Genomic DNA, 19,055 nt, shown 5'->3' with positions numbered 1-19,055 from the left:
TTGCGACATGATGACGGAGGTGGCGATGCGGCGTTGGCTGTACGGTCTCTTGAGTCTGGCGGCAGCGGGTCTATGGACCGGCGCCGCCCCCAACGCCCAGCAGGCGGCAGGCCCGCCCGAGGAGGTCGATGTCGCGCTCGTGCTCGCCGTCGATGTCTCCTTCTCGATGGACCTCGACGAACTGGCGCTCCAGCGCAACGGCTATATCGAGGCCTTCCGCTCGAAGCCGTTGCACGATGCCATCGCCAAGGGCGCCATTGGCAAGATCGCGGTGACTTATTTCGAATGGGCCGGCGGCAATTTCCAGCACATCGTCAAGCCCTGGACGATCATCGACACGCCCCAGTCGGCGATCGCCTTCGCGGAAGAACTCGGCGAGGCGCAGACGCGGCGGGGCCGCCGCACCTCGATCTCGGCAGCGATCGATCTCGGCGTGCAATTGCTGGAGCAGGCCAATGTCACGCCGATGCGCAAGGTGATCGACATCTCCGGCGACGGAGCCAACAACGACGGACGCGCCGTCACCACCGCCCGCGACGAGGCCGGCGCGAAGGGCATCAACATCAACGGCTTGCCGGTGATGCTGAAGCAGGCGAGCTATTTCGACATCGACAACCTCGACGTCTACTACAAGGACTGCGTCGTCACCGGGCTGGGTGCCTTCGTGATCCCGATCCGCGAACGGCACCAGTTCGTCGACGCCACCCGCACCAAGCTCGTCCGCGAGATCGCCGAGATGCCGCGCGACGGCGAGGCGCTGGTCCAGAAGGCGCAGGCCACCGGCGGCAACAACGCAACCTGCCTCGCCGGCGAGAGGCAATGGCGCGACCGGATGGGGAATTGAGGCATCGGTCGCCAGGACAAGCGCGCGCCGTCATCCCGGGCGTAGCGCAGCGAAGACCCGGGATCCATGCCGGAGCAGATCAGTCAAAGGTTCAGGCATGGATCCCGGAGCGGCGCGGCTTTGCCGCTCGTCCGGGATGACGGCGCGGTTCCGGACATGAACGGTAGGCTTCGCCGGCAGTTCAGGTCCCGCGTGGCTTCGCCCGCGTCGTCGGCGGCGCGGCGGCAGGGTCATCGGGCCAGGGATGGCGGGGGTAACGCCCCTTCATTTCGGATTTCACCGCAGCCCATGAGCCGCGCCAGAAGCCCGGCAGGTCGCGGGTGATCTGGACGGGCTTGTGGCCGGGCGAAAGCAGCTCCAGCACCAGCGGCACCCGCCCGCCGGCGAGCGCGGGATGCTTCGACAGGCCGAAGAGTTCCTGCACCCTGATTGAGATCGTCGGCCCGGCCTCGGCTGCGTAGTCGACTGCGAGGCTGGAACCAGTCGGTGCGGTGAAATGCGTCGGCGCCTCGCTGTCGAGCCGGCGCTTCATGTCCCAGGGCACGAGTTCGGCGAGCGCACCATCGAGATCGCCAGGCTCGATCGCGGCGAGCGAGGCCCGGCCGAGGGTATGAGGGGCGAGCCAGGCGGCGGCATCGGCCGCCAGACCCTCGTCCGAGAGATCGGGCCAGCCTTCGCCGGGCTCGGCCCGCCGCAGGAAATCGACGCGCTCGCGCAATTGCCGCTGCGCCTTGGTCCAGGGCAGCAGGCCGATGCCCAAACCCGCGATGCCCCGGGCGAGAATGGCCGCATTGTCGGGCGAAGACTCGGCCGGCAAAGGCCGCTCCGCCAGGCCGAGCGCGCCATAGCGCCTGACGGCCCGAACCCGAAGCGCGCGCGCGGTACGGTCGAAATTCGTTTCGCTACGCTCCTCGATCGTGAAGGGCGAAAGACCATTGGCGGCCAACCAGGCGATCTCGGCCTCCGCGATCGCAGCCGCCGACAGGATGCGGGATTGCTGGGCAGCCCCCGTCATTTCGGCGACGACGATATGGCTTTCACGCGCCAACCTCTGCGTCGGCTCGAGCGTAGCCCCGCGCCCGTTCGCAAGCAGGTACTGCCCGGAGCCCGGATTGCGCGCCCTGGCAACGCGTTCGGGATAGGCGAAGGCCAGCAGCAGGCCCGGCGACAGTAGCTGGGCTTCCCTCGATGATCCCGAGGCGCGCTCGGCCGCGCGGGCCCAGCCCTCGGCGAGACGGCGCATGTCGCCTGCCCGGCCCCCCCGTTCGCGCTCGAAGCGCTCCAGCCGCTCGGACAGATCGAGCGCGTCGCCGCCGAGGCCGCGCTCGACCAGCAATGCTGCCAGCATGGCGGCCGGCTCCGCCTGCCCGAAGCGCGCCGCCGCCACGACCATGCGGGCGAGGCGAGGCGGCAGCGGCAGGAACTGCAGCGCACGCCCCTCAGGCGTTATCCGGCCGTCGGCATCGAGCGCGCCGATGCTTTCCAGCAGGCTGCGCGCCTCCTTGAGAGCGGGCGCGGGCGGCAGGTCGAGGAAGGCCAGGCTCGTCGGATCGGAGACGCCCCAAGCGGCGCAATCGAGCAGTAGGGGCGCAAGATCGGCGGAAAGGATTTCGGGGCGCGCGAAGGCTTCGAGCGCGCCGTTGCCCGCCTCCTCCCAAAGCCGATAGCAGATGCCCGGCTCGGTGCGCCCGGCGCGACCGCGGCGCTGGTCGCAAGCGGCGCGGCTGGCGCGGCGCGTCTCCAGTCTGGTGACGCCGATATCCGGCTCGTAGACGGGCACGCGGGCGAGCCCGGAATCGATCACGACCCGCACGCCTTCGATCGTCAGCGAAGTCTCGGCGATGGCCGTCGCCAGCACGACCTTGCGGCGGCCGGGTGGCGCGGGAAGAACGGCGCGGTCCTGCTCCGCCTGGTCGAGCGCGCCATAGAGCGGCGCGATCTCGACGCCCTTGTCGCGGATCCGCTCGCGCAGCCGCTCCTCGACCCGCCTGATCTCGCCCTGGCCGGGCAGGAAGACGAGCTGTGAGCCGGGCTGCTCGTTCAGCGCCAGCATAACGGCATCCGCGACCTGATCCTCGATGCGTTTCAACGGTTCGCGACCGAGATAGCGCGTCTCGACCGGAAAGGCCCGGCCCTGGCTCTCGATCACCGGCGCCTCGCCGAGCAACGCCTTGCCCAGCAGTTTGGCGACACGGGCGCCGTCCAGCGTCGCCGACATCACGAGGATGCGCAGGTCCTCGCGCAGGCCCGATTGCGCGTCCAGCGCCAGGGCCAGTCCGAAATCGGCATCGAGCGAACGCTCGTGGAATTCGTCGAACAGGACGGCCGCGACGCCCTCCAGCGCCGGGTCGTCGAGGATCATCCGGGCGAAGACGCCCTCGGTGACCACTTCGATGCGCGTCTTCGGGCCGATCTTCGAGCCGAGGCGGACGCGCAGGCCGATCGTCTCGCCGACGCGCTCGCCCAGCGTCTGCGCCATCCGGTTCGCCGCACCACGCGCTGCCAGCCGGCGCGGTTCGAGCACGATCAGCTTGCGCGCTAGCGTCCAGGGCTCGTCGAGCAGGGCGAGAGGGACGCGCGTGGTCTTGCCGGCACCAGGCGGGGCGACGAGCACGACGTTGCTTTTCTCCCGCAAGGCGGCAGCGAGATCGCCGAGGACGGCGTCGATCGGAAGCGGTGTATCGAAGACGCGCATGCGCGCCCGATGTGGCCCAAGCCCGCCGCAGGCGCAAGCATCCCGCGGCAGGCGCAAGCATTCCTCGCCGCATGCGCAAGTTCCTCGCGTGCAAGCCACTCGCCAGCCCGCGCCCGTCATGCTAACCGCTCAGGCCATGACCGATCCCAAGACAGCCACCGGCCAGGCTCGCATCCAGGCCCGCTTCCAGGCCTGCGCAGCGGAAGGCCGCGCCGCGCTCGTGACCTTCATCACGGCGGGCGACCCCGATCTCGATACTTCTGCGGCGATCCTCGCCGCGCTGCCCGGCGCCGGCGCCGACCTGATCGAGCTCGGCGTGCCCTTCACCGACCCGATGGCCGACGGCATCCCGGTCCAGCTCGCCGGCCAGCGCGCCCTCAAGGCCGGACAGACGCTGAGGAAGACGCTGGCGATGGTCGAGAGCTTCCGGACCGCCGGCCATGACACGCCGATCGTGCTGATGGGCTACTACAATCCGATCTACGCCTATGGCGTCGAACGCTTCCTGGTCGATGCCCGCAAGGCCGGTGTCGACGGGCTGATCGTCGTCGACCTGCCGCCCGAGGAAGACGCCGAGCTCTGTCTTCCTGCGCTGGCCGCGGGCGTCAGCTTCATCCGCTTGGCCACGCCGACGACGGACGACAAGCGCCTGCCCAAGGTGCTGCAGAACACCTCGGGCTTCGTCTATTACGTCTCCGTGACCGGCGTCACCGGCGGCGCGATCGCCAGCTACGATGCGGTTGGCGACGCCGTCGCCCGCATCAAGCGCCATACCGATCTGCCGGTCGCCGTCGGCTTCGGCGTCAAGACGGCGCAGGACGCGATCAAGATAGCAGGGAGCGCCGACGGCGTCGTCGTCGGCTCGGCCTTGGTCGAACGGATCCGGCTCTCGCTCGACCCGCAAGGCAAGGCCACGGAAAAGACGGTTTCGGCTGTCACCTCGCTGGTCGCCGAACTCGCCGCGGGCGTCCGCTCGGTCGCGAAGGCGGCGGCCTGAGGCTCGAAGCCTCGCCCGCCATTTGCGCCAGAATCGTAAGGATCGATCCATGAACTGGATTTCCGAAGTCGTCCGGCCGCGCATCAAGACGCTGTTCAAGCGCGAGAGCCCGGAGAATCTCTGGATCAAATGCCCCGATTCCGGGCAGATGGTCTTCCACAAGGATGTCGAGGCCAATGGCTTCGTCATCCCCGGCTCCGACCACCATATGCGCGTCACCGCGCAGGACCGGCTGCGCCTGACCTTCGACGAGGGCAAGTGGCTCGACGTGCCGCTGCCCGATGTCGCCATCGACCCGCTGAAATTCCGCGACGAGAAGCGCTATGTCGACCGGCTGAAGGACGCCCGCGCCAAGACCGGCGCCATCGACGCGTTCAAGGTCGGCTATGGCCGGGTCAAGGGCTTCGCCCTCACCATCGCCGTGCAGGATTTCCACTTCATGGGCGGCTCGCTCGGCATGGCGGCCGGCGAGGCCTTCATCAAGGGCGCCGAGACCGCGCTCGAGAAGAAGACGCCCTATGTCGTCTTCGCCGCCTCGGGCGGCGCGCGCATGCAGGAGGGCATCCTCTCGCTGATGCAGCTGCCGCGCACGACCGTCGCGGTGCGCCGCCTGCGCGCCGCCGGCCTGCCCTATATCGTCGTGCTGACCAACCCGACCACCGGCGGTGTCACCGCCTCCTATGCGATGCTGGGCGACATCCACATCGCCGAGCCGGGCGCGCTGATCGGCTTCGCCGGGCCGCGCGTCATCGAGCAGACGATCCGCGAGAAGCTGCCCGACGGATTCCAGCGGGCCGAATATCTCAAGGATCACGGCATGGTCGACATGGTGGTGCACCGCCACGATCTGCCCGAGACCCTGGCACGCCTCGGCCGGCTTCTGACCAAGCAGCCGCTCCAGGGCGCTGCGCCTGCCACCGCGGCGCCGCCGCGGCCGATCGTCGAAGCCGTCTGACGCGGCAACGGCGGGGACAACATGGGCTCGTCCGACGCGGTGCTGGCGCGCCTGCTGGCGCTGCATCCCAAGCTGATCGACCTTTCGCTCGGGCGCATCCTGACCTTGCTGGAGCGGCTCGGCGATCCGCAGAAGCGCCTGCCGCCGGTGATCCATGTCGCCGGCACAAACGGCAAGGGCTCGACCATCGCCTTCATGCGAGCGATCCTCGAGGCGGCGGGCTTGTCCGTCCATGTCTACACCTCGCCGCATCTGGTGCGTTTCCACGAGCGCATTCGGCTGGGTGCGCCCGGCGGCGGCCGCTTCGTCGACGAGGCCGTCCTGGTCGAGGCGCTGGAGCGCTGCGAACGCGCCAATGCCGGCGACCAGATCACCTTCTTCGAAATCACCACCGTCGTCGCCTTGCTGCTCTTCGCCGAGCACAAGGCCGATGTCGTGCTGCTCGAGGTCGGCCTCGGCGGACGCTTCGATGCGACCAACGTCATCGCCCATCCCGCCTGCACCGTGGTGACGCCGGTCTCGCTCGATCATTCCGAATATCTCGGCGACACCGTCACCAAGATCGCGGGCGAGAAGGCCGGCATCTTCAAGCGCGGCGCGCCGGCCGTGATCGCTCCGCAGGAACCGGAGCCGACTGCGGTGCTGGAAGCTGCGGCCGAGCGCGTCGGCGCCTCGAAGATCCTGATCGGCGCGCAGGATTTTGCCGTGCATGAGGATGGCGGGCGGCTGGTCTACGAGGATGGCGACGGGTTGCTCGACCTGCCCCTGCCGCGCCTTTCCGGGCGCCACCAGCACGTCAATGCCGGCACGGCGATCGCAGGCTTGCGTGCGGCCGGCTATGGCGGGCTGCCTGCGCGCGCCTTCGAGCAGGGCATGCTGAATGCCGACTGGCCGGCGCGGCTGCAAAGGCTGGCGCGCGGCCGGCTCGCCGATCTCGTCCCCGCTCGCGCCGAACTCTGGCTCGACGGCGGCCACAACCCCGATGGCGGCCGCGTGCTGGCGCAGGCCATGGCCGATCTCGCCGACCGCAACCCGGCGCCGCTGGTGATGATCGCCGGCCTGCTCTCGACCAAGGACGCGAAGGCGACGCTTGGCCATTTCAAGGGGCTGACGCAGATGCTCTTCGCCGTCCCGATCCAGAACCAGCTCGTCGCGCGGCCGGCCGAGGAGGTCGCCGAGCTCGCCCGCTCGGCCGGGCTCGTCGCCGAAGCCTCCGGCTCGGTCGAGCAGGCGCTGCGCGAGATCGCCGCACGCAACTGGTCGGCACCGCCACGCATCCTGATCTGCGGTTCACTCTACCTCGCGGGCGAAGTGCTCTCCGCAAACGGCACGCCGCCGGCGTGAGGGCGCCGCGAGATATCAGGATGGCCCGGACGTTGAGGAAAGCATGCCTGTTTCAGCACCAATGGTCGTCACCTCCGCGCTGCTCTGCGCCATGCTCGGCGGCTGCGTCACCTCCGGCGGCGGATCGTCGGAGAGCGACGCCATCGACCGTGTCACGGCCGGGGAGCCGACCTTCCTGCGGCAGACCTATATGACGATGGACGAACGTTGCCGGCCGCTGAAGCGCCCCACGGCCGTTCTGACGCAGCCGCCGCAGCATGGAGTGGTCAAGATGGCGACGCGCCATGCGAAGGCCGTCTATGGCCCCGGCCCGCAGGCGCACTGCGACGGCAAAGTCGGAGCATCCCTCGCCTTCGAATACACGCCCCGCTCCGGCTACCGCGGCCCCGATTCTTTCGAGGTGCGCGTGCGCTATGGCGATGGCGAGATCCGCCCGGGACGCTTCGACGTCGAGGTTCGCTAGAGCCAACAGGAGACCATCCGATGAAGCACGCTTTCGGCCGAGGCGGCCCGCAGATCGCGTCGATCGGACAGGGGAGCTGGTACATCGAGCAGGGCGACCGGAAAGAGGCGATCGCCGCCTTCCGGCGCGGGCTCGATCTCGGCCTCTCTCATATCGACACCGCCGAGATGTATGGCGACGGACGCTCGGAAGAAATCACCGGCGAGGCCATCGCCGGGCGGCGCGACGAGGTCTTCCTCGTCTCGAAGGTGCTGCCGAACAATGCCTCGAAAGCCGGCACGCGCGCGGCCTGCGAGCGCTCGCTGCGCCACCTCAAGACCGACCGGCTCGATTGCTACCTGCTGCACTGGCGTGGCCCGCACCCCCTGGCGGAAACCTTCGACGCCTTCGAGGCGCTGAAAGCCGAGGGCAAGATCCTGTCCTGGGGCGTGAGCAACTTCGACGAGGCCGATCTCGACGAGGCGCTGGATGTTGCCGGCCCCGGCCGGATCGCCTGCAATCAGGTGCTCTACCACCTGCGCGAACGCGCGATCGAACATGCCGTCATCCCCTGGTGCGAGCGCAACGGCGTCGCCGTCACCGCCTACAGCCCTTTCGGCCATGATGATTTTCCCGAGCCGAACAGCGCGGGCGGCCGCGTGCTGGGCGAGATCGCGGCTGCCCATGGCGCGACGGCGAGACAGGTCGCGCTCGCCTTCCTAACGCTGCGTCCCAGCGTCTTCGCGATCCCGAAGGCGGGCCAGACCGCGCATGTCGAGGACAATGCCGGCGCGCTGCGGCTGACTTTGACCGAAGACGACCTCGCCCGGATCGAGACGGCCTTCCCGCGCGGTCGCAAGCCGCCCTCGCTGCCGATGCTTTAGACAAGACTGGCATCAGAGCTTTCTCTGGCACAGGCCGTGCTTGGGCGCGGGCTTCCGCCGCCTGGAGTTCGCCCGTGCATCGCCGCCAGTTCCTGAAGACCTCCGCCGCCGCCTCGGCCCTGATCGCAGCGCCGCAGGTCGCCCTCGGCCAGGGCAACAATGTCCTGCGCTTCGTGCCCTATGCCGATGTCGCGATCATCGACCCGATCTGGACGACGGCCTATGCGACGCGCACCCATGCGCTGCTGGTCTTCGACACGCTGTTCGGCCTCGACGAGAACCTGCAGCCGCAACCGCAGATGGTCGAGGGTCATGTCGTCGAGGATGACGGCAAGCGCTGGACGATGACGCTGCGGCCTGACCTCGTCTTCCATGACGGGACCAAGGTTTTGGCGCGTGACTGCGTGGCGAGCCTCAAGCGCTGGGGCGTGCGTGACGCCTTCGGCCAGGCTCTGATGGCCGCCACCGACGAGATCGCCGCGCCCGATGACCGCACCATCGTCTTCCGGCTGAAACGGCCCTTCCCGCTCCTGGCGCATGCGCTGGCGCGGCCGAGCTCGCTGATCCCGGTGATCATGCCCGAACGGCTCGCAGTCACCGATCCGTTCAAGCAGGTGCCGGAGGCGATCGGCAGCGGACCGTTCAGCTATGTGATGAGCGAGCGCGTTCCCGGCGCGCGGCACATCTACGCCCGCCATGCCGCCTATGTCCCGCGCCAGGGCACGCCGAGCTTTACCGCGGGTGCGCGCACTGCACATTTCGACCGCGTCGAGTTCCAGGTCATCCCGGATGCCGCGACGGCGGCGGCGGCCTTGCAATCGGGCGCCGTCGACTGGGTCGAGCAACCCCTGATCGACCTCTTGCCGGTGCTCAAGGCTAATCGCGACATCGTCGTCGAGATCAAGGATCCGTTCGGCTGGTGCGGGCAGGTCCGCCTCAACCATACGCAGCCGCCCTTCGACAATCCGGCGATCCGGCGGGTCATCCTGAAGGGGCTGAACCAGACCGAGTGCATGCAGGCCGTCGCCGGCGCTGACAACTCGCTCTGGAAGGACCGGACCGGGTTCTTCGGGGCGGTCTCCGAGATGGCGACAGAGGCGGGGCTCGAGGCGATCGGCTCCTCCTCCGACTATGCGGCGCTGAAGAAGGAGCTGATCGAGGCCGGCTACAAGGGCGAGCGTGTCGTCTTCCTGTCCGGCCAGGACGTGCCCCGTATCAGCGCCGTCTGCGAGGTCGCGGCCGAGATGATGAAGAAGATCGGCATGAACGTTGATTTCGTGCCGGCCGATTGGGGCACGGTGATCCAGCGCATAGCCAAGCGCGGCCCGGTCGAGGATGGCGGCTGGAGCTGCTACGTCACCTACTGGTCCGGGCTCGATCTGGCGACTCCCGCGACCAACACGCCGCTGCGCGCCAATGGCGCAAAGGGAGCGACCGGCTGGCCCGACAGCCCGGCGATCGAGGCGCTACGCGACAAATGGCTGACCGCGGGCGGTCTCGCCGAGCAGAAGACGATCGCGCGCGATCTCCAGCTCCAGGCGTTGAAGGACGTGCCCTTCGTGCCCGCCGGGCAATATTTCCAGCCGGTGGCCTATCGCAAGAACCTGACGGGCATGCTCAAGGGCGTGCCGGTCTTCACCAATATCCGCAAGAGCTGAGGCGCAATGCGCCTCAAGCCGTCTCAGGCTACCTGGGCCAGCCGCGCCAGCGCGGCGGCCGGGTCGATGCGGCCGTCATAAAGCGCCCGGCCGGTGATGGCGCCTTCGAGGATGGCCGCATCGGGCGCCATCAGGCGCTCGATATCAGCCATCGAGGCGAGGCCGCCCGAGGCGATGACGGGGATGGTCAGCGCCTTGGCGAGCGCGATCGTGCCATCCCAGTTGATGCCCTGGAGCATGCCGTCGCGGGCGATGTCGGTGTAGACGATCGCCGCCACGCCGGCATCCTCGAAGCGCCGTCCGAGGTCGTCGGCCGCCAGCGCCGAGGTTTCGGCCCAGCCCTCGACGGCGACGAAGCCGTCGCGGGCGTCGATGCCGACCGCGACCTGTCCTGGAAAGGCCTTCGCCGCCTCGCGCACGAAGGCGGGATCGCGCACCGCGGCCGTGCCGATGATGACGCGGCGGATGCCCTTGGCGAGCCAACCCTCGACCGTCTTCATGTCGCGGATGCCGCCGCCGAGCTGCACCGGGAAGGCGACCTGCTTCAGGATGCCCTCGACAGCCGCCGCGTTCATCGGCTTGCCGGCGAAGGCGCCGTCGAGATCAACGACATGCAGCCACTGGAAGCCCTGAGCTTCAAAGGAGGCCGCCTGCGCGGCGGGATCGTCGTTGAAGATCGTCGCCTGGTCCATGTCGCCCTGCCTCAGGCGGACGCACTGGCCGTTCTTGAGATCGATCGCGGGGAAGAGGATCACGGCTTCCACCTCAGGAAATTGGCGATCAGCCTGAGACCGAGCTTCTGGCTCTTCTCGGGGTGGAATTGCGTCCCGGCGATGTTGTCGCGCCCGACCATCGCGGTGACCGGTCCGCCATGGTCGGTCATCGCGATCACCTCTGCCGGATCAGCGGCGGCGAGCGCATAGGAATGGACGAAATAGGCGTGCAGCCCGTCCGGGCCGGTCTCGATGCCGTCGAGCAGAGCGTGGTCGTTCTGCTTCGCCAGCGTGTTCCAGCCCATATGCGGGATCTTCAGGCCCTCGCGCTGCGGCACGATCAGCGAGACATCGCCCGGGATCCAGCCGAGGCCTGCCGTCACCGTGTATTCGAGGCCGCGCGAGGCCAGGAGCTGCATGCCGACGCAGATGCCGAGAAAGGGGCGGCCCTTTCCGCGCACGACCTCCTCCAGCACCTCGACCATGCCCGGCACGGCATCGAGACCGCGGCGGCAATCGGCGAAGGCGCCAACGCCTGGCAGGACGATGCGATCGGCCGCACGGACCTCGTCGGTGTCGCTGGTGACGCGGATGGTCGAGGCGATGCCGGATTCAAGCGCGGCGCGCTCGAAGGCCTTCGCCGCCGAGTGCAGATTGCCCGAACCGTAATCGATGATGACGACGGATTGGCTCATCGGCCCCGCGCCTCGGGAAAGAGCCCGATGATCGGCACCGGCCCGGCCGGCTGCGGACGGGCGGGCAGGGGTGCCGACAGACGCGGCGGCAGGGCTTCGCGAACCAGAGCGCGCTCGAAATAGCGCCGCTCCGCTTCCGGCAAATCGCGCGCCTCGACGACATCCGCCAGCCGCCAGCCTTGGCGCGAGAGCTTGCGGGCCAGGAGATTCTGACCCTCCATCGCGAGGAACAGCGCGATCGTCCAATGGGAGATCAGCAGCGCCCCGCGGGTCAGGCCGAACTGGTTGCTTGCATAGAACAGTGCGCCCCAGAGCAGGGCATAGATCAACGTCGCCAGCCAGAGCCGCTTGCCGAGCAGCCACAGCCCACCCAGGAAGAAGGCCGGCCAGGTGAAGGTCTCCGGCAACAGCCGGGCCTGTTCAATCTCGTCACGCGCCCCGCCTGAGCCGGGCGGCGGGATCATCACCGTGTAGAATGCCATGATCCGACCCCTCAGAGAGCGCCCTTGGTCGAGGGCACGCGGCCGCCCTCGCGCGGATCGACCTCGAGCGCGTGACGCAGCGCGCGCGCCAGCCCCTTGAAGCAGCTCTCGGCGATGTGGTGGGCGTTGTCGCCATAGAGCGTCTCGACATGCAGCGTGATGCCGGCATTCATGGCGAAGGCCTGGAAGAACTCGCGCACCAGTTCGGTGTCGAAGCTCCCGATCTTCTGCGCCTCGAAGCGCGTGCGGAACACGAGGAAGGGCCGGCCGGAGACGTCGACGGCGACGCGCGTCAGCGTCTCGTCCATCGGCAGATGGATGTCGGCGTAGCGCCGGATACCCTTCTTGTCGCCGAGCGCCTGCCTGAGCGCCTCACCGAGCGCAATGCCGGTATCCTCGACCGAGTGATGGTCGTCGATATGGGTGTCGCCCTTCACCACGACCTTCATATCGATCAGGGAATGGCGGGCGAACAGGTCGAGCATATGGTCGAAGAAGCCGACGCCCGAGGCGATCTCGGCCTTGCCGGTGCCGTCGAGGACGAGGGAGACCGCGATGTCGGTCTCGTTGGTGCGGCGCTTCACTTCGCCCAAACGCATGATGGCCTCTGTTTCCTTGCGAAAAACCGGCCCCGCTTTAGCAGGCAAGGCAAGCGAAGGCCATGGCCGGCGGCTGCACCTCGTCATGCTCGGGCGAAGACCCGAGCATCTCTTGCCGGAGGTTCTCGGGTCTGCGCTACGCTCCGCCCGAGAATGACGCCCGCCACGCGGACCGCGGCGTTCAGACCCCCGCCAGCGCCTGATTCAGATCCGCGACGAGATCGTCAGCGTGCTCAAGTCCGACGGACAGCCGGATCAGCCCCTCGCCGATGCCCATGCTGGCGCGGATCTCCGGGCTGAAGCGCTGATGCGTCGTCGTCGCGGGATGGACGATCAGGCTCTTGGCGTCGCCGAGATTGTTGGAGATGCGGATCAGCTTGAGCCCATTGAGGAAACGGAAGGCCCCGGCCTTTCCGCCCGCGACCTCGAAGGCGACCAGCGTCGAGGGGCCGTTCATCTGGCGGGCGATGATCTCGGCCTGCGGATGGGTCTTCGAGCCGGGGAATATGACCTTGGGAAGCTGCGGCTGGGCTTCCAGCCATTCGGCAACGACCGCGGCATTCTCGGCCTGCTTGCGCACGCGCAGCGGCAGGGTCTCCAGCGCCTTCAGCATGACCCAGGCGTTGAAGGGCGAGATCGCCGGGCCGGTCTGGCGCAGGAAAGTCTGGACATGGGTCTCGATGAAATCCTGCGAAGCCAGGATCAAGCCGCCGAGACAGCGGCCCTGCCCGTCGATGTGCTTGGTCGCGGAGTAGACCACGCAGTCGGCGCCGAGCTCCAGCGGGCGCTGGAAGAGCGGCGTGGCGAAGACGTTGTCGACCACCAGCGTCGCGCCGACCTCCTTCGCCAGCGCCGCGACGGCGCGGATGTCGATGACCTCCAGAGTCGGGTTGGAGGGGCTTTCGAGGAAGAACACCTTGGTCTGCGGCGTCACCGCCTTGCGCCAGGCCGCGATGTCCGTTCCGTCCACCAGCGTCGAGGCGACGCCGTAGCGCGGCAGGTGCTCCTCGACGACATAGCGACAGGAGCCGAACAGGGCCTGCGCCGCGACGACATGGTCGCCCTGCCGGACCTGCCCCATGATGGCAGCGGTGACGGCCGCCATGCCCGTCGCGGTGGCGCGGCAGGCCTGCGCACCCTCGAATGCGGCCATGCGGGCTTCCAGCATGGCGACGGTCGGGTTCGAGAAGCGGGCGTATTGGAAGCCCGGATCCTTGTTCAGGAAGCGCGCCTCGGCCTGCTCGGCACTGTCATAGACATGGCCCTGGGTCAGGAAGAGCGCCTCGGAGGTCTCGCCGAATTGCGAGCGCAGGATGCCGGCATGCACCAGACGGGTTTCGGGGTGAAGACTGGCCGCGCCGCCGTCCGGTGCCGACATGACGAAAACTCCAAAGCGTTCTATAAAACGAACCCTCGGAGTATCATCCTGCATCGCGTTCGTAAAGAAGAACAATCTTCCGCCGTGGCGGATCGTTTTGGCGGCTTCGCTTCGCTGTCGTTCCTCGGCGCGAAAGCGGCAATCCGTCAGCGGTCGGCCGGATCGCGCGCGAGCGGCGCCAGGAAGCCGGCCAGATCCGAGGTCACATGGTGGACATGGCCGGCCTCGACCGCCGTCTGCTCCCAGGCTTCGCGAAAGGGGTCGGGCGTCTTGGGGATGATCAGCACCGTCTTCATGCCGAGCGCGCTCGGGACGATGAGGTTCTTCTCGATGTCCTCGAACATCGCCGCCCGGCCCGGGTCGACCGCGTGCTTGGCGAGGAAGAGCTCATAGGTCGAGCGCTCGGGCTTGGGCGTGAAGCCGGCTGCGACGATGTCGAAGACATCCTCGAAATGATGGAGAATGCCGAGTTTGCCGGCGACGTTGCGGGCATGGCCGACCGAGCCGTTCGTCAGGATCAGCTTACGTCCGGGCAGTGCGGCGATCGCCGCGCCCAGCGCCGGATCGGGCTCCAGCAGGCTGAGATCGATGTCATGGGCGAAGTCGAGAAAGTCGTCCGGCTCGACCCCGTGCTCGACCATCAGCCCGTTCAGGGTCGTGCCGTAGCGATGGTAGTAGTAGTTCCGCAAGGCGTGCGAGGAGAGGCCGTCCAGCCCGAACAGTTCCTGCAGGAACAGGGTGATCCGCTGGTTGACCTGCGGCCAGACCTGGCACTCATGCGAATAGAGCGTGTTGTCGAGATCGAAGACCCAGTGGTCGACATGCGCGAAGGCCTCGGCCTCGAGCGGCGGGGTCGCGACGGGAATGCTGGCATGCGTGTTCATGGGACGGACTCATGTGGCGAGCCGATCCTGACATGCAAGAGTTCTGCTAGAGGTTAACGCATGGAGTGCGTCATGCCCGGGCCTGACCCGGGCATCTCTGCATCGCTCGGCGCCGGAGATTCCGGGATCAAGCGCGGGAATGACGGCCTGGCCAACCTCAACGCCGAATGATCGTGCCCGAGCCGGTGTCGGTGAAGAGCTCGATCAGCGCCGCATGCGGCACCTTGCCGTCGAGAATGACGACCGCCTCGACGCCCTTTTCGAGCGCGTAGATGCAGGTCTCGATCTTCGGGATCATGCCGCCGGAAATGGTGCCGTCCGCGATCAGGCGGCGGCATTCCTCGACCGTCAGCTCGGGGATCAGCTGCTTGTCCTTCGTCAGCACGCCGGGAACGTCGGTGAGCAGCAGCAGGCGCTTGGCATTGAGCGCACCGGCGATCGCGCCGGCGAAGGTGTCGGCATTGACGTTGTAGGTCTGGCCGTCCTCGGCGGCGCAGACCGGCGCCAGCACGGGGATCAGCTCGGCCTTGAGGACGGCATCGAGCACGGAGGTGTCGACCTTGTCGGGCTCGCCGACAAAGCCGAGATCGAGCACCTCCTCGATCTTGGAATCGGGGTCGACGATGGTGCGCGTCACCTTGCGGGCGGTGACCATGTTGCCGTCCTTGCCGCAAAGCCCGATCGCCTTGCCGCCCTCGCGCGAGATGTAGCCGACGATCTCCTTGTTGACCGAGCCGGCCAAGACCATCTCGACGACGTCAACGGTCGCCGCATCGGTGACGCGCAGGCCCTGCTTGAACTCCGACTTGATGCCGAGCTTGCCGAGCATGCGGGCAATCTGCGGCCCGCCGCCATGGCAGACGACCGGCTTGAGGCCGGATTGCTCGAGCAGCACGACATCCTCGGCGAAGTCCTCGGCGGTCGCGGCGTCGCCCATGGCGTTGCCGCCATATTTGATCACGATGACCTCCTGATCGTAGCGCTGCATGTGCGGTAGCGCCTGGACCAGCAGGTCGGCGGCTTGCGACGGCGTCAGATGGGCAGGGGTGATCATCGGTCGAGGCTCCGCGTCGGCGCGCGAGGCAGTCGCGCCGGGTGCGGCTTCTAGAGGAAGATCGGCGCCGACGGAAGCAGCGGCAGGCACGCTTCGCGAACAAAGCCGACAGCGCGAGCGCGAGGCCTCCGGAACCACGATAGCCAGGCAGGCCACTCAAGCTTATCATCCGGCCGGATCCTCGAAATGGGGAGTTCGGTCGATGAGCGATGCCCGATCCTTGTTCGACGTTCTGCGTCAATCGGTATCGGCCGATATCGTCGACGAGATCGAAAGGCTGATCGCGACCGCTCCCGATCGAAAGCTCAATCGCATTAACGCTCTGGCCTTTGCCGCCGAACGAGGCCTGGACGAAGAGCGGGTGATCGGCGGCTTTTTGCATGCCTCTCGGCTCGGCCTGTTCGAGTTCTCATGGAATGTCCTTTGTCCGGGATGCGGCGGTGTGCTCGACGCCGGCGCGTCGTTGAAGCATGTCCGCAGCGAGGTCTACACCTGCGCGCTCTGCGCCGCCGGCTACGAACCCTCGCTCGACGAACTGGTCGAGGTGACGTTCACGGTCGCTCCGAACGTCAGGCGGATCGAGGCCCATCAGCCGCACCAACTGCCGGCCGCGGAATATTTTCGCCAGATCTACTGGGGTTCGGGCGTCGATTTGCCGGAAGACGACTACGAGGCGATGCTTGACGAATTCATCGTCGAGGCGCTGGAACTGCCGGCAGGCGGTAAGGCCGTCGTCTCGCTTCAGATCGCGGAATCCTTCCTCATCGTCTTCGAGCCGGTGACCCACGCCGCGCAGTTCATCGACGTCAAGGGCGAGCCTACGAAGGAGCGGCAGGCGCTTTCGCTGGTGTTCGACCGTGCGCACCGCCACAACGAGACGCTCGTGATGCGGCCAGGGGCCCTGCGCATCGCATTCGAGAACCATGCCGACATCCGCACCCTGCCGTCCGTCTGCATCGCGAACGATGCGCTGCATCACATGCTCGGAAGGCGCCGCCCTTTCCTGACCGCCAAGCGGGTGCTCTCGAACCAGACCTTCCGGGACATCTACCGCACCGACACGCTCGATATCGACCAGCGCCTGAAGATCGCCAGCCTGACCTTTCTGTTCACCGATCTCCGCGGGTCGACCGAGCTCTATGAACGCGTCGGCGATCTCGTTGCCTTCGACTTGGTGCGTGCGCATTTCGAGGTCCTGAGCGAGATCGTAGCGTCCGAGACAGGCGCCGTGGTCAAGACGATCGGCGATGCGGTCATGGCGTCTTTTCCTGCGCCAGAGCGCGCCATCGCAGCAGCCGTTCGCATGCGCGAGGCGATGCGTGGTCTCAATCGGGAACGCGGAAAGGAGGATATGATCCTCAAGATCGGGATCCACGAAGGGCCCTGCATCGCGGTCAATCTCAACGAAAGGCAGGACTATTTCGGGCAGACGGTGAACATCGCGTCCCGCGTGCAACATCTGGCCGCCTCGAACGAAATCTTCACCACCGATGCGGTGCTCGGCGACCCGCGCGCCAGCGATCTGCTCGCCAAACTGGGACTGAAGCCGTTGCGGCAGGACGTCGGGCTGCGCGGCGTCTCCAGGGATGTCGGCGTCTTCGTTATACAATAACGGAGTTCGCCATGGCGCGACGGCCGGAGGCGGGATTTTCGACCTGATAGCCGATCGACATCAATCCGGCGCCGGGGGCGGCTCCCAGAGCAAGACAGCGCGACCAAGAATGGGAGTTGGCGAGCCTCAGGCGCGGGGCGCGAACAAGGCCGAGAGCACGAGGCCGAGCCAACTGCCCATCATCAGAAGGCCGCCTGTCGGCGCGGCGCCCTGGAACAATCTCTCGCCGCCGAAGCCGCGGCGCGCGAGATCGGCGGCGAACAGGGCGACGCCCAGGCACTGGAACGACAAGGCGATGCGAGCCATGATCTGATGCAGCAGCCCGACCTTGCGGGCAGCCGTGGCGGCGATGACAACCGGCGCGTGGAAAAGCAGCATCTGGCCGGCGATGGTGACGGATTCGGCCACACCGCCATGGGCACCGGCGGCGAGCAGGCCGACGCCGGCCAGCCCCATCAGCATCGCCACCGCGAGATGGATCTTGGCGGCGTTGTGCCTCATCCTCGCTCCGCCAGCACGCGCCCGACCGCGGCTCGCAGCTCGGGGATGCCGAGCCCGGTCTCGCTCGAGGTCAGCAGCACTTCCGGGAAGGCGGCCGGGCGGCGCTTGATCTCGTCATAGGTCGCCTCCAGCATGAACTGCTGGTCGGCCTTCTTGAGCGCATCGCCCTTGGTCAGCACGACCTGATAGGACATCGCCGCCTTGTCGAGCGTCTCGAGCACGGCGTTGTCGACGTCCTTCAGCCCGTGGCGCGCGTCGATGAGCAGATAGACGCGCATCAGATTGGGCCGGCCGCGCAAGTAGTTGTGGATCAGGTTGGTCCAGGAGGCGACCTTGGCTCGGCCTACCGCCGCATAGCCGTAGCCGGGCATGTCGACGATGGTCAGGCGCTCGTCGGCGCCGACCTGGCGGAAGAAGTTGAGCTGCTGCGTGCGGCCGGGCGTATGCGAGGTCCGCGCCAGGGCGTTGCGGCGCGTCACGGCATTGATCAGGCTCGACTTGCCGACATTAGAGCGGCCGGCAAAGGCGATCTCGTGACCGACCATCGGCGGCAGGTCGTCGATATGGGTCGAGGCCCAGACGAAATCCCACGGCCCCTCGAAGAGCTTGCGGGCGGATTCGATCTCGTCCTCGGTGAAGGGTGTCGTCGTGCTCGTGGTCATGGTGGTTACGCCTACACGGCCGCGCGCAGCGCGTCGATGTCGGCGCCCCCGATCGCCGCGACATGGCGCGCGATCTTCTTCGCCTCCCAGTCCCACCAGCGGATGTCCAGAAGCGCAGCGATGGTCTCGTTGGAGAAGCGCATCTTCACGACGCGGCCGGGATTGCCGACGACGACCGCGTAGGGCGGTACGTCCTTCACCACCTGAGCGCGCGTGCCGATGATCGCACCGTCGCCGATGGTGATGCCGGGCATGATAACCGCCTCGCGGCCGATCCAGACATCGTTGCCGATGACCGTGTCGCCACGATGGGGCTGGCCGGTGACGTCCGGCGCGCCCTCGACGCCGAACATCTGGAAGGGATAGGTCGAGAAGCCGGCCATCGGGTGATTGGCGCCGTTCATCACGAACTGGGCAGCCTGCGCGATCGCGACGAACTTCCCGATGATCAGCCGGTCGCCGAGGAAGTCGAAATGGTAGCGCACGCAGCGGGCGACGAAATGTTCGGGGCCGCGCGAGTCGTCGTAGTAGCTGAAGTCGCCGACCTCGATCAGCGGGTGATCGACGATCGCCTTCAGGAAGGCGGTGCCCTTCCAGCCGGGAATGGGGTGGCGCGTCAGCGGGTCGGGCAGCGGCATCGGCTCTAAAGGCAAAGG

Annotated in this window: 19 protein-coding genes; 8 read left to right on the top strand and 11 right to left on the bottom strand. The window is 67.5% G+C overall.

All coding sequences use genetic code 11. The features are described 5' to 3' along the window. Positions 1–25 precede the first annotated feature (25 nt). Positions 26–844, top strand: coding sequence for a DUF1194 domain-containing protein (locus AC1RMY_RS24815; protein ID WP_492869170.1), 819 nt, complete (start codon positions 26–28; stop codon positions 842–844). Between the two features lie 181 nt (positions 845–1,025). Here AC1RMY_RS24815 and hrpB read toward each other — a convergent pair whose 3' ends face one another. After that, entirely contained in the window at positions 1,026–3,539 is a 2,514-nt protein-coding gene (hrpB, locus tag AC1RMY_RS24810; RefSeq protein ID WP_492869168.1) for an ATP-dependent helicase HrpB, read from the bottom strand. A 136-nt stretch (positions 3,540–3,675) separates the two neighbouring features. Here hrpB and trpA point away from each other — a divergent pair, with 136 nt between their 5' ends. From trpA to AC1RMY_RS24780, 6 genes are all read left to right on the top strand, one after another. Beyond that, the gene (gene trpA, locus AC1RMY_RS24805) at positions 3,676–4,536 is read left to right on the top strand and encodes a tryptophan synthase subunit alpha (RefSeq protein WP_492869166.1); all 861 of its coding nucleotides are present in this window, start codon (positions 3,676–3,678) and stop codon (positions 4,534–4,536) included. A 49-nt stretch (positions 4,537–4,585) separates the two neighbouring features. Beyond that, positions 4,586–5,491, top strand: a complete 906-nt coding sequence (gene accD, locus AC1RMY_RS24800; protein WP_492869164.1) for an acetyl-CoA carboxylase, carboxyltransferase subunit beta — start codon at positions 4,586–4,588, stop codon at positions 5,489–5,491. Positions 5,492–5,512: 21 nt separating this feature from the next. After that, on the top strand, positions 5,513–6,835 hold the full coding sequence (locus AC1RMY_RS24795; RefSeq protein ID WP_492869163.1) for a bifunctional folylpolyglutamate synthase/dihydrofolate synthase: 1,323 nt from the start codon (positions 5,513–5,515) through the stop codon (positions 6,833–6,835). A gap of 43 nt (positions 6,836–6,878) precedes the next feature. Further along, positions 6,879–7,298: a hypothetical protein gene (locus AC1RMY_RS24790; RefSeq protein ID WP_492869161.1), complete on the top strand. Its 420-nt coding sequence runs from the start codon at positions 6,879–6,881 to the stop codon at positions 7,296–7,298. A gap of 20 nt (positions 7,299–7,318) precedes the next feature. Continuing rightward, complete coding sequence (locus AC1RMY_RS24785) at positions 7,319–8,161, top strand: aldo/keto reductase (protein ID WP_492869159.1); 843 nt, start codon at positions 7,319–7,321, stop codon at positions 8,159–8,161. Between the two features lie 74 nt (positions 8,162–8,235). Then, the gene (locus AC1RMY_RS24780; RefSeq protein WP_492869157.1) at positions 8,236–9,819 is read left to right on the top strand and encodes an ABC transporter substrate-binding protein; all 1,584 of its coding nucleotides are present in this window, start codon (positions 8,236–8,238) and stop codon (positions 9,817–9,819) included. A 23-nt stretch (positions 9,820–9,842) separates the two neighbouring features. Here the strand turns inward: AC1RMY_RS24780 and hisA are convergent, their stop codons facing one another. The 7 genes from hisA to argB all read right to left on the bottom strand — a co-directional run bounded on the left by hisA (position 9,843) and on the right by argB (position 15,624). Then, on the bottom strand, positions 9,843–10,583 hold the full coding sequence (gene hisA / locus AC1RMY_RS24775; RefSeq protein WP_492869155.1) for a 1-(5-phosphoribosyl)-5-[(5-phosphoribosylamino)methylideneamino]imidazole-4-carboxamide isomerase: 741 nt from the start codon (positions 10,581–10,583) through the stop codon (positions 9,843–9,845). Then, positions 10,571–11,227, bottom strand: a complete 657-nt coding sequence (gene hisH / locus AC1RMY_RS24770; RefSeq protein WP_492869153.1) for an imidazole glycerol phosphate synthase subunit HisH — start codon at positions 11,225–11,227, stop codon at positions 10,571–10,573. Before hisH ends, hisA begins: the two co-directional genes overlap by 13 nt. After that, positions 11,224–11,709 carry a DUF2628 domain-containing protein gene (locus tag AC1RMY_RS24765; RefSeq protein WP_492869151.1) on the bottom strand — a complete coding sequence of 162 codons (486 nt, stop codon included), beginning with the start codon at positions 11,707–11,709 and terminating at the stop codon, positions 11,224–11,226. Before AC1RMY_RS24765 ends, hisH begins: the two co-directional genes overlap by 4 nt. An 11-nt stretch (positions 11,710–11,720) precedes the next feature. Further along, positions 11,721–12,308 carry an imidazoleglycerol-phosphate dehydratase HisB gene (hisB, locus tag AC1RMY_RS24760; RefSeq protein WP_492869149.1) on the bottom strand — a complete coding sequence of 196 codons (588 nt, stop codon included), beginning with the start codon at positions 12,306–12,308 and terminating at the stop codon, positions 11,721–11,723. Between the two features lie 181 nt (positions 12,309–12,489). Next, positions 12,490–13,686 (bottom strand): O-succinylhomoserine sulfhydrylase, encoded by a 1,197-nt coding sequence (locus tag AC1RMY_RS24755; RefSeq protein WP_492869147.1) that lies wholly within the window; start codon positions 13,684–13,686, stop codon positions 12,490–12,492. Between the two features lie 146 nt (positions 13,687–13,832). Beyond that, on the bottom strand, positions 13,833–14,570 hold the full coding sequence (locus tag AC1RMY_RS24750) for a pyrimidine 5'-nucleotidase (RefSeq protein WP_492869145.1): 738 nt from the start codon (positions 14,568–14,570) through the stop codon (positions 13,833–13,835). Positions 14,571–14,727: 157 nt separating this feature from the next. Continuing rightward, positions 14,728–15,624: an acetylglutamate kinase gene (gene argB, locus AC1RMY_RS24745; protein ID WP_492869143.1), complete on the bottom strand. Its 897-nt coding sequence runs from the start codon at positions 15,622–15,624 to the stop codon at positions 14,728–14,730. A gap of 202 nt (positions 15,625–15,826) precedes the next feature. On the opposite strand from argB, the gene AC1RMY_RS24740 reads away from it, so the two are divergent. Continuing rightward, a complete protein-coding gene (locus AC1RMY_RS24740) occupies positions 15,827–17,236 on the top strand; it encodes an adenylate/guanylate cyclase domain-containing protein (RefSeq protein ID WP_492869141.1) in 1,410 nt (469 codons plus the stop codon). A 126-nt stretch (positions 17,237–17,362) separates the two neighbouring features. Here the strand turns inward: AC1RMY_RS24740 and AC1RMY_RS24735 are convergent, their stop codons facing one another. From AC1RMY_RS24735 to AC1RMY_RS24725, 3 genes are read right to left on the bottom strand one after another with little or no spacing between them, the layout of a single operon-like run. Next, the gene (locus tag AC1RMY_RS24735; protein ID WP_492869140.1) at positions 17,363–17,737 is read right to left on the bottom strand and encodes a DUF423 domain-containing protein; all 375 of its coding nucleotides are present in this window, start codon (positions 17,735–17,737) and stop codon (positions 17,363–17,365) included. Next, the gene (gene yihA, locus AC1RMY_RS24730; RefSeq protein ID WP_492869138.1) at positions 17,734–18,399 is read right to left on the bottom strand and encodes a ribosome biogenesis GTP-binding protein YihA/YsxC; all 666 of its coding nucleotides are present in this window, start codon (positions 18,397–18,399) and stop codon (positions 17,734–17,736) included. The genes AC1RMY_RS24735 and yihA overlap by 4 nt, the downstream gene beginning before the upstream one ends. Positions 18,400–18,410: 11 nt before the next feature. Then, on the bottom strand, positions 18,411–19,037 hold the full coding sequence (locus AC1RMY_RS24725; protein ID WP_492869136.1) for a CatB-related O-acetyltransferase: 627 nt from the start codon (positions 19,035–19,037) through the stop codon (positions 18,411–18,413). Between the last annotated feature and the right edge of the window lie 18 nt (positions 19,038–19,055).

The organism is Allobosea sp. GW822-FHT03F07, from assembly GCF_058801345.1.
Note: the sequence above shows the minus strand (reverse complement) of the source record. Positions and strands in the feature narration are given on the sequence as shown.

Coding starts and splice junctions, on each gene's coding strand:
- AC1RMY_RS24815 (WP_492869170.1), top strand. CDS start 26: ATGCGGCGTTGGCTGTACGGTCTCTTGAGTCTGGCGGCAGCGGGTCTA.
- hrpB (WP_492869168.1), bottom strand. CDS start 3,539: ATGCGCGTCTTCGATACACCGCTTCCGATCGACGCCGTCCTCGGCGAT.
- trpA (WP_492869166.1), top strand. CDS start 3,676: ATGACCGATCCCAAGACAGCCACCGGCCAGGCTCGCATCCAGGCCCGC.
- accD (WP_492869164.1), top strand. CDS start 4,586: ATGAACTGGATTTCCGAAGTCGTCCGGCCGCGCATCAAGACGCTGTTC.
- AC1RMY_RS24795 (WP_492869163.1), top strand. CDS start 5,513: ATGGGCTCGTCCGACGCGGTGCTGGCGCGCCTGCTGGCGCTGCATCCC.
- AC1RMY_RS24790 (WP_492869161.1), top strand. CDS start 6,879: ATGCCTGTTTCAGCACCAATGGTCGTCACCTCCGCGCTGCTCTGCGCC.
- AC1RMY_RS24785 (WP_492869159.1), top strand. CDS start 7,319: ATGAAGCACGCTTTCGGCCGAGGCGGCCCGCAGATCGCGTCGATCGGA.
- hisH (WP_492869153.1), bottom strand. CDS start 11,227: ATGAGCCAATCCGTCGTCATCATCGATTACGGTTCGGGCAATCTGCAC.
- AC1RMY_RS24765 (WP_492869151.1), bottom strand. CDS start 11,709: ATGGCATTCTACACGGTGATGATCCCGCCGCCCGGCTCAGGCGGGGCG.
- hisB (WP_492869149.1), bottom strand. CDS start 12,308: ATGCGTTTGGGCGAAGTGAAGCGCCGCACCAACGAGACCGACATCGCG.
- AC1RMY_RS24755 (WP_492869147.1), bottom strand. CDS start 13,686: ATGTCGGCACCGGACGGCGGCGCGGCCAGTCTTCACCCCGAAACCCGT.
- AC1RMY_RS24750 (WP_492869145.1), bottom strand. CDS start 14,570: ATGAACACGCATGCCAGCATTCCCGTCGCGACCCCGCCGCTCGAGGCC.
- argB (WP_492869143.1), bottom strand. CDS start 15,624: ATGATCACCCCTGCCCATCTGACGCCGTCGCAAGCCGCCGACCTGCTG.
- AC1RMY_RS24740 (WP_492869141.1), top strand. CDS start 15,827: ATGAGCGATGCCCGATCCTTGTTCGACGTTCTGCGTCAATCGGTATCG.
- AC1RMY_RS24735 (WP_492869140.1), bottom strand. CDS start 17,737: ATGAGGCACAACGCCGCCAAGATCCATCTCGCGGTGGCGATGCTGATG.
- yihA (WP_492869138.1), bottom strand. CDS start 18,399: ATGACCACGAGCACGACGACACCCTTCACCGAGGACGAGATCGAATCC.
- AC1RMY_RS24725 (WP_492869136.1), bottom strand. CDS start 19,037: ATGCCGCTGCCCGACCCGCTGACGCGCCACCCCATTCCCGGCTGGAAG.